The 12572-nt window shown below is 39.2% G+C and carries 10 protein-coding genes and 1 riboswitch; of the genes, 1 reads left to right on the top strand and 9 read right to left on the bottom strand.

Annotated elements, in window-relative coordinates; all coding sequences use genetic code 11:
• Positions 1-3 precede the first annotated feature (3 nt).
• The 5 genes from nifK to nifH form a co-directional block, all read right to left on the bottom strand.
• Positions 4-1371: a nitrogenase molybdenum-iron protein subunit beta gene (gene nifK, locus PATL70BA_RS11350; RefSeq protein ID WP_125137463.1), complete on the bottom strand. Its 1368-nt coding sequence runs from the start codon at positions 1369-1371 to the stop codon at positions 4-6.
• Positions 1365-2972, bottom strand: coding sequence for a nitrogenase molybdenum-iron protein alpha chain (gene nifD, locus PATL70BA_RS11345; protein WP_125137462.1), 1608 nt, complete (start codon positions 2970-2972; stop codon positions 1365-1367). Before nifD ends, nifK begins: the two co-directional genes overlap by 7 nt.
• A gap of 15 nt (positions 2973-2987) precedes the next feature.
• Positions 2988-3371: a P-II family nitrogen regulator gene (locus PATL70BA_RS11340; RefSeq protein WP_125137461.1), complete on the bottom strand. Its 384-nt coding sequence runs from the start codon at positions 3369-3371 to the stop codon at positions 2988-2990.
• A gap of 10 nt (positions 3372-3381) precedes the next feature.
• Positions 3382-3705, bottom strand: coding sequence for a P-II family nitrogen regulator (locus PATL70BA_RS11335; protein WP_125137460.1), 324 nt, complete (start codon positions 3703-3705; stop codon positions 3382-3384).
• Between the two features lie 144 nt (positions 3706-3849).
• Positions 3850-4671 carry a nitrogenase iron protein gene (gene nifH / locus PATL70BA_RS11330; RefSeq protein ID WP_125137459.1) on the bottom strand — a complete coding sequence of 274 codons (822 nt, stop codon included), beginning with the start codon at positions 4669-4671 and terminating at the stop codon, positions 3850-3852.
• A gap of 723 nt (positions 4672-5394) precedes the next feature.
• Positions 5395-5469, top strand: a riboswitch (Fluoride riboswitch).
• A 46-nt stretch (positions 5470-5515) separates the two neighbouring features.
• Here nifH and PATL70BA_RS11325 point away from each other — a divergent pair.
• A complete protein-coding gene (locus tag PATL70BA_RS11325; protein ID WP_125137458.1) occupies positions 5516-6697 on the top strand; it encodes a cation:proton antiporter in 1182 nt (393 codons plus the stop codon).
• 27 nt (positions 6698-6724) lie between these two features.
• Here the strand turns inward: PATL70BA_RS11325 and rsgA are convergent, their stop codons facing one another.
• The 4 genes from rsgA to lpdA form a co-directional block, all read right to left on the bottom strand.
• Positions 6725-7804: a ribosome small subunit-dependent GTPase A gene (rsgA, locus tag PATL70BA_RS11320; RefSeq protein WP_125137457.1), complete on the bottom strand. Its 1080-nt coding sequence runs from the start codon at positions 7802-7804 to the stop codon at positions 6725-6727.
• Between the two features lie 199 nt (positions 7805-8003).
• On the bottom strand, positions 8004-8657 hold the full coding sequence (gene fsa / locus PATL70BA_RS11315) for a fructose-6-phosphate aldolase (protein ID WP_125137456.1): 654 nt from the start codon (positions 8655-8657) through the stop codon (positions 8004-8006).
• Positions 8658-8675: 18 nt separating this feature from the next.
• Positions 8676-11147 (bottom strand): alpha-ketoacid dehydrogenase subunit alpha/beta, encoded by a 2472-nt coding sequence (locus PATL70BA_RS11310; protein ID WP_125137455.1) that lies wholly within the window; start codon positions 11145-11147, stop codon positions 8676-8678.
• A 46-nt stretch (positions 11148-11193) separates the two neighbouring features.
• On the bottom strand, positions 11194-12555 hold the full coding sequence (lpdA, locus tag PATL70BA_RS11305) for a dihydrolipoyl dehydrogenase (protein WP_125137454.1): 1362 nt from the start codon (positions 12553-12555) through the stop codon (positions 11194-11196).
• Positions 12556-12572: the final 17 nt, after the last annotated feature.

Here is a 12572-nt window from a genome sequence, read left to right as displayed (position 1 = left end):
TGCTTACATAACCAGTTCAAAATCTTCTTCTTCGCAAGTCTGATCGTAGTGATCCAATAAGGCTGTTGTTATTTTTTCTATGATTCTTAGTGCACCTTTATAACCCACAACCGGGAAGTAACTGTGGCCGACTCGGTCAAGAATGGGCCATCCCATACGCACAAGCGGCACTTGTTCTGCACGTGCTATGTATTTGCCATAGGTATTCCCAATAATTATATCTACGGGTGAGGCTTTTATCAATTGATGGAAGGTAAATAAATCTTCTTCGATCATCACCTGACTCTCTGTAAGTCCCGCTTGGTCAAACATGGCTTGAATCTCTGCCACAAATATCTTACCGGGTGTGCCTGTCAGCACAAGGGTGGGAATCATGCCAAGGTCTATAACAAATTCTGTCATGGCAATCAAGATATCCGGATCTCCGAAGAGAGCAACTTTTTTACCATGATAATGATTGTGAACATCCACCATAACGTCCACCAATTGGCCCCGCTCAAACTCTAATGAAGCGTCCATATTCCCACCGTTTAATTCCAGTAGTTTCATGATGAAAGCGTCTGTTGCTTTGATACCGATTGGTTCTTTCATGATATAGGGGACGACTTCACATTTTTTCTCAAGTTCATAAGCTGCTGCTTCAGATGAGAAGCTACCAAGGGCTACGGTTGCAATAGCATTGCCTGCTCTTCTTATTTCTTTAATGGTGGTCCCGCCCTCTGGATACATGCTATAGTTACCTGTGTTCGGTGTTGCTACAACATTACTTGTATCCGGAAACATTGTAAAAGGAACGTTTAACAATGTGGCTATTCTCTTAATCTCCATCATGTCACTGGGTTCTACATAGCCCGGTAAGATGTTAATGCCTTTTGCTTTTTTGCCTTCTTTTTTCTCAGATACATGGGTGACCATGGCTTTACACATATTGGAAAAGCCTGTCACATGAGACCCTGCGTAACTTGGTGTGTTGGCAAAGATCACTGTTTTTCCTTCGGGAACATCCGTGGATTTGATAATCTCACCTACGTCGTCTCCGATCGTCTCCGATAAGCAGGTGGTATTGACTGCGACCACATCCGGATTATATATATGAAAAACATTTTCAAGACCTTTCTTAAGGTTGGATTTCCCTCCGAATACACAAGCACCTTCTGTAAATGAACTGGTTGATGCGACAATTGGATCTCTATAGTGTCTTGTTAAATGCATACGATGATAAGAACAACAGCCTTGTGATCCATGACTATGGGGCAAGCATTTGTGAATACCTAGGGCAGCATACATTGCGCCTATTGGTTGACATGTTTTTGCCGGATTGATTTTTAGACCTGTTCTTTTTTTATATAAACCTTTGGTTTCATCTAACATACTTGTTCAACTCCTTCCACTTTGCCACTTAGCAATGGCTCTTTATACCATGGTGCCGTAATGTATTTCCATGCAGGCGTTAAGATCCCTGCTGCAACATCTCTTGAAAAATTAACAGCGCCTTGGTATCCTGCATAAGGTCCGGAATAATCATAGGAATGCATTTGCTTCGCATAGACACCCATTTTTTGTACCATGTACTTATCTTTGATTCCTGATCCGAAGAATTCTGGCTTTAAGATTTTTATGATTTGTTCCGTTTCAATATGATTCAAGTCATCAATAACTAAGGTGCCATCTTTCATCTCGGACAACAAGCCATCATAGGACGCCCAAGGAATCTCTTTTTTTAGTTGCTCGGCTCTTGAAGCCGGTATTCTGAGGGAGTATTTTTTCTCATCTTTTTCTACATGAATTTCTTCAATGTTACGACTGTCTGCATCTACTTTAATATATGGAATGACATCTCTACCCTCGTAATCATCTCGGTGTCCAAACTCATATCCGGCCACGATTGTCTCAATACCAATCTCTCTGAGTAAGCCTTGATAATGATGTGCCCTGGAACCGCCTACAAAAAGAACCGCTGTTTTCCCGTCGAGCAATGCCTTATATGTTGCCATTTCTTCTTCTATACTGGCAGTTTCTTCAGCTATAACTGCTTCTGTTCTCGCTGTCAACGCCGGATCATCAAAATATTTGGCCATATCTCGGAGTGCTTTTGAAAAGCCTTCGACGCCGATAAAGTTAACCTTGATCCATGGCAGTCCGTATTTGGTTTCAACCATTTCTGCTACGTAGTTAATGGATCTATGGCATTGTATAACGTTCAAATCCGCCTTGTGAGCATTGGCAATTTCATCAATGGCACCGTTACCGGTCATGGTAGATATAATGTTATAGCCGATTTTTGTAAGTACTCTGGCAATCTCCCATTCATCTCCACCTATGTTGTATTCACCAAGTAAGTTGATGGAAAATTCCTTAGCCGGTGTGTCGATTGTACCTATAACATCTGTCATTAACTTATTGTTAGCGATATGATGACCTGCGGATTGACTTACACCTTTATAACCTTCACAGCTAAAGGCTAGGATCTTCAATCCATGCTCTTTGGCTTTGTCTCGTGCTATAGCATGGATATCATCACCAATTAGTCCTACCGGACAAGTGGCGGATATGGATATTGCTTTGGGATGAAACAGTTCTACGGCTTCATCAATGGCTGCCTTAAGCTTCTTCTCACCACCAAACACAATGTCACTTTCCTGCATATCTGTTGTAAATGCATATTCTAAGAAATTCTGACCGCCTTCTCTTGCTTTTCCTTTATTACGCCTTGTACCCCATGCATAATAGGAACAGCCAACCGGGCCGTGTACGATATGAACCATATCTACGATTGGACCAATGACAACACCTTTACAGCCTGCATAAGCACAACCTCTATTGGTGATGATCCCCGGAATTGCTCGTGTATTTGCAGCTATCTCTTGTTTTACTGATGCATCTTTTATGACCATATGACTTTTTCTGTTCTTCATAACTTTAGCAGGGTATATGTCTAATACCTTATCTACCAATTTTTTTGATTCTGACATGGATTTCACTCCTTTCTAAAGTGCAAGTGCGCCAACTTCATCGGTTCTGATTCGAATAACATCACTTATGTTTGAAACAAAAATACGCCCATCACCCATATTCCCTGTTTGATTCGTTTCGATTATTATGTCCACAATCTTTTGTACCTCTGAATCCTCAACAATCATTGTTAAGAGTCTTTTTGCAATCAGTCGATAGTTCTCTGATATAGCTTCTATAACGGCTGGCTCTTCAACAGGTAATCCGTCAATTAAATCTTCAATAAGTGCGAAATTGACTTTCTTTTTTCCCCGTCCATAAACCTTGCGACAGGTGATTGAAGGAAATCCAGCCTCTGAAAGTGCTTTTTTTGTGTCGTTAATCATATTCATTCTTATGACTGCCATAACTTCTTTCATACGCTACCTCCTATAATCCTGATGTGCCACTACTGATTGTGTACGCTTCTTCCATTTCTGATACAAAAATCTTGCCGTCACCATAGGTACCATCGCCTGTTTTTGCACTTTTTGTAATGATTCTAATAATTTCATCCACTGCCTGATCTTCTACCACCATCATAAGCAGCTCTTTTGGTAACTCATCGTAATGAATGTTACCCACTTTGACACCTCTTTGTTTTCCACGTCCAACAACATCTATCTTTGTAACCGCCGGATATCCGGCATCACTTAATTCGTCTAATATAAAACCTGCTTTTTCCGGTCTGACAATTGCTCTGATCATTTTCATAGTTATAGCCTCCTTAGATTCGTTTTACACATTATGATTAATTTGATATACTATAAATGAGCACTGCTCACAGATGGCTTTAGCCATCCAATTGATAAAGGGAAATAAATTCTATGCTTGCCGGCTGGATTTATTTCTCTTTTCTTATACCCCGAGTAAACCATGTTCCATGAGTATTTCTTCAAGTCGTTCTTGAGACATGGGTTTTGGAATAACAAACATCTTATTGTCATCAATGGCTCTTGCCAGAACTCTATATTCTTCTGCTTGAGCATGGGTTGGATCATGGTCAATAACTGTTTTTTTGTTAATCTCTGCATGTTGCACCATATTGTCTCTGGGTACAAAATGAATAAGTTGTGTTCCAAGTTCCTTTGCAAAAGCTGTTAACATCTCAAGTTCATTATCCACTTTTCTTGAGTTACAGATGATACCGCCAAGTCTTGTTCCGCCTGAATCTGCAAATTTTAATACACCTTTTGCAATGTTATTGGCCGCATACATCGCCATCATCTCGCCGGATGCAACGATATAGATTTCTTCTGCTTTACCTTCTCTAATCGGCATTGCAAATCCGCCACATACAACGTCACCCAATACATCATAGAACACATAATCCAGATTATCTTCATATGCCCCTAATTGTTCAAGCATATTAATTGAAGTGATAATACCACGTCCGGCGCATCCAACACCCGGCTCCGGTCCTCCGGATTCAACGCATCTAATACCGCCATACCCTGGTTTTAAGATGTTCTCTAGTTCAATGTCTTCCCCTTCTTCTCTTAAAGTATCCAGCACGGTTTGTTGTGCTAAACCATTAAGAATAAGTCTTGTTGAATCTGCTTTGGGATCACAACCAACAATCATAATCTCTTTTCCCATTTCTGCCAGTGCTGCTGTTAAATTTTGTGTTGTGGTAGATTTACCAATACCACCTTTTCCATAAATCGCTATTTGTCTCATAATAGTCACCCTTTCATTTCTTGTTTAAAATTGGATTGATTCGTAAGTTTCATTACTACATTAGGATTCGGTTTTAGCCTCTTGTTTATATTATGCAACAACTGTAAATCAGTTCCTGTAACGCACAATAGAGCCTTAGATCATCTTACTAATCTCTTAGTAGGATGTTCCAAGACTCTATTGTCTTAAGTGTTCTAACCGTTTTAACTGATTGAATAATGATAGAATGTCTTACGCTTTTTGGGAAAAATATTTGTAAGTCATTCGTGAATCATTTTTGTCGTTGATATAATATTTGTATAATCTACCATAGTTTTCCATCAATTTCAAGCATTATTATTTATTGCAAGAATTCTTTCACGCTAAAAACAGGAAATAATTGATACTTAGGAACTGAATATTTGTCTTCTCTTGACGAATACGCAGATAATGATAGTCCTTATCAACTGTCGTTGTATAATATCACATATAATCGCAACTTGGGTTGTCTTAGATGGTTTAAAATGACTTTTTTTAGAATTTGTAATAATTTTATTTGTTTTTGGTAGAAGCATCTTACACCTACTTTTTCTCTTAAAAATGAACGATAAAATCCTTCAAAATAATCGAATTATGATGTCTTTCATTCATTATGACCTGTATGATCAAAGCGTTTAACGCTTATAATATTTTATATCCATTCAATAGTAATATGACTTGTAATCATAATTACTTTGTGCTAGAATACATTTCGGGAATGAGGTTCTCCCTTAGCATCATGCTAAAACCGCTTATTAAGTTGATGACTTCTGTAATTTTCAGAGGCACATCAACTTTTTTATTGTTTTTCAAAGGAGATTTAATCATGTTATTTAGTCTATCACTTATTTTAATTATAGGTTTTTCACTTAGCGGCATTCTTAACAAATTGAAAATACCCGGTTTAATGGGTATGATTTTTACCGGTATTTTACTAGGCCCTCATATGTTCAATCTGATATCCCCGGATATTCTCAACATTTCTTCCGACTTAAGAGAGATTGCACTTATTGTCATCTTAACAAGAGCCGGTCTATCTATTGATATCAACGATCTTAAAAAAGTTGGGCGACCTGCTATTCTCATGTGCTTTGTACCCGCTACGCTTGAAATCATTGCCGTAACCTTACTTGCACCTTTGCTCCTTAACATCACTTATATAGAAGCGGCCCTTATGGGAACTGTACTCGCTGCTGTTTCTCCTGCTATCATTGTTCCAAGAATGCTTCATCTCATGGAATCCGGTTATGGTAAGCATAAAAGCATCCCACAATTAATTATGGCCGGTGCGTCTGTGGATGATATCTATGTCATTGTTTTATTCACTTCTCTTATGGGCATATACCAAGGTGAAGGTTTCAGTTCTACGACTTTGTTGAATGTACCGATTTCAATTGTTATAGGTTCTTTCCTTGGTATTGCTACCGGACTAATCTTAGTTGAGATGTTCAAAATCATGCATTTAAGAGATACGCTCAAAGTACTGATCCTATTAAGTGCTTCATTTATTTTTGTAACCCTTGAAACGATTATGAAACCCTATGTTCCGATGTCAGGATTACTTGCTGTGATGGCACTGGGCGCCACTATTTTGAAGACCAACGAAGTGACTGCAAAGCGCCTCATGGGTAAATTCTCAAAAATATGGGTGGGTGCAGAAATCATGCTTTTTGTGCTTGTGGGTGCTGCTGTAGACATTAACGCTTTATCCGGCGCAGGTCCAAAATCCATTCTACTCGTACTTGGTGCCTTGGTTCTAAGAATACTCGGTGTTAACTTAAGCCTAATAAAAACAAAACTCAATCTAAAAGAGCGTCTGTTTTGTTCCATTGCTTATTTGCCAAAAGCAACCGTTCAAGCTGCCATTGGTGCTATTCCCTTATCCGCTGGTGTCGATGCAGGTAATACCATCCTAACAGTTGCAGTACTTGCTATCCTAATCACCGCACCTATTGGAGCCATCGGTATTGATTATACCCATACTAGATTATTGACAAGAAAAAGATAATATGAAAATATTATTTTTGACATAATCTTAATTTCTTTTATCTTTCTCTTTCATCCACTTGCGTGCATTTTTCATGCCACCGACATCTTTGAACATGGTTGTTAGCTTTTCTGTCTCAATCTGTTTTGAATTAAGACCGTCATATTTGGCTTCTTTTTTTAATTTTATATAACTAAGGAGTCGTTCTTCACTTAATACACCATCACGCACCGCTTCTTGTACCGCACAGCTTGGTTCCTTAGTGTGCGTGCAATCATTAAACTTGCACTTTGCCGAGAGTTCATCAATATCCGCAAAGGTTTTTGAGAGATCCACACTGTCTAGACCGATTTCTCTCATACCCGGCGTATCAATCACAATACCACCACTTGGAAGCACCACAAGCTCTCGCCTGGTACTCCCATGTCTACCCTTATCATCATCTCTTATTTCTTTGGTGATGAATCTATCTTCACCTATAAGCTTATTAATCAGAGTAGACTTGCCTACACCGGATGATCCTATGAAGGCTATGGTTTTACCGACTTCTAAGTAATTTTTTACAGATTCATAACCATCCTCACTTATACTTGAAGTCACAAGGACATCCACACCATAGGCTATAGTATTTATATCTGCCAGTTTCTCTTCAAGTGTATCGCACAAGTCGGCTTTGGTAAGTACGATGACCGGAACTGCGCCACTATCCCATGCAATCCCAAGGTAACGCTCAACCCTTCTTAGATTAAAATCATTGTTTAAAGACATACAAATAAATACTGCATCAATGTTCGTAGCAACGACTTGTTCATTTTGAGATGTGCCTGCTGCTTTTCTAATAAAAGCACTTTTTCTTGTCAGCACTTTGTGAATGATTGCATGCCCACTGGCGTCCTCATCTCGGTCCAGCATAACAAAATCCCCAACTGCCGGATAGGCTGACATCGTTGTAACTTCAAATCGAAACTTTCCTGAAATCTCTGCCGTGATTTCACCATGATCTGTTATAACCTTATATAGATTTTTGTTCTGTGATATAACTCGGCCAATATGTAAATCCTCATATAATGAAGCCTCTGTCATAAATCTTTGGCTAAGACCTAAATCCTGCATATCTATCTTACTCAAGTTCTTCTCCTCCTACCCTTTGATCTTACCTTCCTTGTATATGTATACTTAGTTGGTAAATACCGCTATCCTAAATTATAGTTTGTCTGATTATATCTGTCAAAAAAAGTTTTTTATACAAGAAACTAGGTTGCTTCAACCCTACTCAGATATCAGCACCTAGTTCCTTATATGTTTTTTAATTGAATTCTTTATAACCTTATTTTTTTGTTGGTACTTTTTTCCAGTCTTCCAAGAACTGATTTAATCCTTGGGTTGTTAAAGGGTGATTGGCCATACTCGGAATTAATGAAGAAGGAATTGTACAAATATCCACGCCTGCTTTTGCACAACCGATGACATGGCCCATGTGACGTACGGAAGCTGCTATAACTTTACTCTTGATACCATACTCTTTGAAGATGGTTATAACATCTTGAATCAAGGCAATGCCATCCCCGCCCACATCATCTACCCTTCCAAGGAAGGAGCTGACATATGTGGCACCTGCTCGTGCTGCCATCAAAGCTTGTGTTACGGAAAAGACTAAGGTTACATTCGTTGTGATGCCTTCATCTGATAACACTTTTACCGCTCTTAGACCTTCCATACACATCGGAATCTTAACCACGATACTTGGATTTAGTGCTGCTAATTCTCTACCTTCTGTAATCATACCCTCTGCGTCCAAACTAATCACTTCTGCATTCACAGGTAGACCTTTTACAATCTCAACGATCTCATTAATGACGGTGATGAATTCTTTGCCTGTTCTGGAAATAATCGTCGGGTTGGTCGTTACCCCTGCAACAATTCCCAAATCAAAGTATTTCTTTATTTCATTGACATCTGCCGTATCTAGATAAATATTCATTTTTAAACCTACTTGAAATTACACTCCAAGCTTTTCCTTTCTTAACTGTTCTAATTTTGTAAAGTTTTGCTTTGGTGTATACCCTTTTATTGGCATAATTTTTTGATGTATGGCATCAATCATCCAATCCGCTTGTGGGAAAAACTCGTTCTCAAGTTCATAACATGGTGTGATCCAGTTTTTGGCACCTACGACAACTGGTGGTGCATCTAGATCATCAAATGCCATCTCCGTAATGTTCCTAGCCATATCTTCTAATGCAGAACCTCTTTCACACGCATCGCTGGATAAGAGAATCCTGCCTGTTTTCTTGACTGAAGCAAGCACCTTTTCATAATTAAAGGGTACAACAGATCTGGCATCAATAACTTCTGCTGATATACCATATTGTTCTTCTAATATTTCTGCTGCTTCAATGGCTTTATATAAAGTAGCGCCAATTGTTAAAATGGTGATGTCACTACCTTCACGTTTAATATCCGGTTCTCCAATGACGATCTCGTAGTTGGTCTCCGGAACACCGTCAAGTTGGAACATCTCGCCTATATCATAGAGTTTTTGACTTTCAAAAAATACAACCGGATCTGTGCCATTTAAGGCGCTGTTCATGAGACCTTTTGCGTCATAGGGTGTTACCGGATAGACAACTTTCAATCCGGGAACATGTGCCGTTAATGCCGTCCAGTCCTGTGAATGCTGTGCCCCATATTTTGAACCAACAGATACTCTAAGAACAACTGGCATCTTAAGAACGCCTGCACTCATGCTTTGCCATTTTGCAAGTTGATTAAAGATCTCATCTCCTGCTCTTCCCATGAAATCGCAATACATGAGTTCAACGATAATACGGCCACCACACATCGCATAACCCACAGCTGATCCTACAATGGCTGCTTCTGATATGGGTGAATTGAACATTCTGTGGTAAGGAATGGCTTCTGTAAGTCCTTGGTAGACAGCAAAAGCCCCGCCCCAATCTCTGTTGTCTTCGCCATAAGCGATTAATGTTGGGTCTGTATAGAACTTATGGATTATGGATTCAAATAAGCCGTCTCGTAATGATAAGGTTTTTAGTTTTGATACTTCTTTACCATCAATGATCCCGACCCGTTCTTTCTTTGCTATTTTACGCACTCTTGGGTTTTCTTCTAGAGGCATTAAGACTTCGCATGCTCGGTCATCCATTTTTTCTATACTTTGGTTTGAAAACATGAATTTTTCGATTGCATCCGGTTCTTTTAGAAAATCCATTCTTGGTGATATTTCATCGTCAATTGCTAATTTTAGATTCTTAATCAGAACGTCTTCGACTTCTTTTTCTATTGCAAGGATCTCATCTGTTGTAGCCACTTGTTCACGTACCAGCTCTTCTTTAAACACTTTTATGGAATCTACTTCCATCCATGCTTCTACTTCTTCTTTTGATCGATAAGGTCCTGGGTCAGAAGCTGAGTGACCACCTGTACGGTACGTAACGATATCCAGTAAAACAGGGCCTTTGTTTTCTTCTATGATCTTTTTCTTTCTCTTCATTACATCAATAACCGCTAATGGATTATACCCGTCCACGCGCTCTGCATGCATCTGATCCGGGTTGATACCGGCACCCACACGTGCCAAGATTCCGTAAGCCATTGTTTCGCCGTTTGTTTGACCACCCATACCATATTGATTGTTAAAGAAATTAAAGATAATAGGTAACCCACCTTTGTAGGCATCATCCCATAATTCGTTCATTTGATCCATGGATGCCATGTTCATAGCTTCCCATACCGGTCCGCAACCCAGTGAGCCATCTCCTGAATTAGAAATACAGATCCCTTTTTTCTTGTTTATTTTCTTATACAAGGCCGCACCCATAGCGATAGGTGCAGATCCACCAACGATGGCGTTGTTCGGATAGACACCAAAAGGTGTGAAGAAAGCATGCATGGAGTTACCTAAACCTTGTGCAAATCCAGTTTTACGACCGAATAGTTCCGCCATAATCCCATAAAACAAAAAGTCGACGGCTAAAGCTCTAACATCTTCTGTATCCTTCTGTTGATCTTTTACAGGGCCAATGATGGACCCTTCAAAAACATCATTCATAATCGTCATAAGTTCATCATCTTCAAGCTTTACAATACAAGACAAGCCTTTTGCAATGATCTCACCATGACTTCTATGAGAGCCAAAAGTAAAGTCATCCTTGTCCAGAATAAAGGCTTGACCAACCGCTGCCGCTTCTTGACCGGTATACAAATGAGCAGGTCCGGAATATTGGTATTCTACGCCTTTCCATTGCTTATTTGCACGCAGTTCAAACAACATATCTTCAAATTGTCGTATATACAACATGTCTCTGTAGATTCTTAAAAATTCATCTTTTGTAAAGTTTTCTTTCTCATCTTTGATTGTTTTTTGATATTGGTTTAATACAATGTCATTGAATTTTAGGACACCCGGTTTACGCACTTCTTCTGGTTTTATTACTTGACCTTTCGGCATTTTACTTCCTCCTGTTTTTTCCAAATAGATTGATTATTTTGAGTTCTTAACTGAATATATTTTCTCGTAAGATTTCACTTACTGTTGGATGGGGAAATACTAACTCTTTAATATCATCGATTTTCATTTCTGTTTCTATCATTAATGAAACACCAAAAATAATCTCTGAAGATGGATTACCAATCATATGTACACCAATAAGTCTGTTGTACTTCTTATCAATCAGCACCTTACAAATACCGTCTCCATCATCATTTTCTGCCACATATCTTCCACTGTAGTTCATTTTTAGTGTTGTTACACTATAATCCATACCTTTTTCTTTAGCTGTCTCTTCTGTCTCTCCAACGGTAGCCACTTCTGGATTTGTGTAGATTACATTAGGTATGGCATGATACCGCATCACATCTTTTTTACCAAGTATGTTGTTCACACAGACTTCTGCTTCACGGTAGGCTGTATGTGCCAACATGGATTTTCCATTGACATCACCTGCTGCATAGATATTCACAACATTGGTTCTGCCTTGTTCATCCACTTTGATGGCACCTCGGTCCAGTTCGACACCTATGTTTTCAAGACCATATCCGGTAGTGACTGGCCTTCTTCCAATGCTCATAAGGACTTTGTCACAGTCGACTTGATGCTCTACACCATCGGCTTCGTATATAACTTGTGTATCTGTCAACCTGGTAACCTTGGATTCGAGTTTGAATTCAATGCCCTTTTTCTCGTAATGCTTCATTAACAGTTTTGAGATGTCATGATCGGTGCCACCTGCAATCTTACTTAGCATTTCTATGACGGTCACTTGACTGCCAATAGAGTTGTAATAAGATGCCATTTCAAGACCAATGACACCACCACCGATTACAACAAGTTTCTTTGGAATAATCTCCAGATCCAGTATCTCTTTGTTCGTTAATACAAAACCTTTTTTCATACCTGCTTCTACGCCCGGTATGGGTGGAATAATGGATGTTGAACCTGTCGCTATCAACATTCTTTTTCCAATATAAATCTCTTCTTGAACTTGAACTTTGAAGCCTTCTAAAGTCCGTTCGAGAATCATGGCTTGCCCCTCTACCAGTGTTACTTTATTCATTTTCAACTTCATTTTTATGCCGCTTACCAGTGTATTTACGACTTTGTTTTTTCTGGCTACAACAAACTTATGGTCATATTCTATAGCGTCACATTTGACACCATACTTCCCACCATACTTTGCATAATCAAGTACTTTCGCTGAATGTAGTAATGTTTTTGAAGGAATACAACCTTCATTTAAACATACACCACCCACCTTGTTTTTCTCGATTAGTAAAACTTTTAAACCAGCATGGCCCGCTCTTTCTGCTGCCAAATAACCTGCCGGACCACCACCTATGACAATTAGATCATATAACATGTGTTCACTCTCCTATA

This window comes from Petrocella atlantisensis (assembly GCF_900538275.1).
Classification (GTDB): domain Bacteria; phylum Bacillota; class Clostridia; order Lachnospirales; family Vallitaleaceae; genus Petrocella; species Petrocella atlantisensis.
Note: the sequence above shows the minus strand (reverse complement) of the source record. Positions and strands in the feature narration are given on the sequence as shown.

Excerpts from the sequence above, each read along its gene's own strand:
- PATL70BA_RS11335 (WP_125137460.1), bottom strand. The coding sequence starts at position 3,705 with ATGAAAATGATCAGAGCAATTGTCAGACCGGAAAAAGCAGGTTTTATA.
- PATL70BA_RS11340 (WP_125137461.1), bottom strand. The coding sequence starts at position 3,371 with ATGAAAGAAGTTATGGCAGTCATAAGAATGAATATGATTAACGACACA.
- fsa (WP_125137456.1), bottom strand. The coding sequence starts at position 8,657 with ATGAATATTTATCTAGATACGGCAGATGTCAATGAAATAAAGAAATAC.
- lpdA (WP_125137454.1), bottom strand. The coding sequence starts at position 12,555 with ATGTTATATGATCTAATTGTCATAGGTGGTGGTCCGGCAGGTTATTTG.
- nifD (WP_125137462.1), bottom strand. The coding sequence starts at position 2,972 with ATGTCAGAATCAAAAAAATTGGTAGATAAGGTATTAGACATATACCCT.
- PATL70BA_RS11310 (WP_125137455.1), bottom strand. The coding sequence starts at position 11,147 with ATGCCGAAAGGTCAAGTAATAAAACCAGAAGAAGTGCGTAAACCGGGT.
- nifK (WP_125137463.1), bottom strand. The coding sequence starts at position 1,371 with ATGTTAGATGAAACCAAAGGTTTATATAAAAAAAGAACAGGTCTAAAA.
- PATL70BA_RS11325 (WP_125137458.1), top strand. The coding sequence starts at position 5,516 with ATGTTATTTAGTCTATCACTTATTTTAATTATAGGTTTTTCACTTAGC.
- nifH (WP_125137459.1), bottom strand. The coding sequence starts at position 4,671 with ATGAGACAAATAGCGATTTATGGAAAAGGTGGTATTGGTAAATCTACC.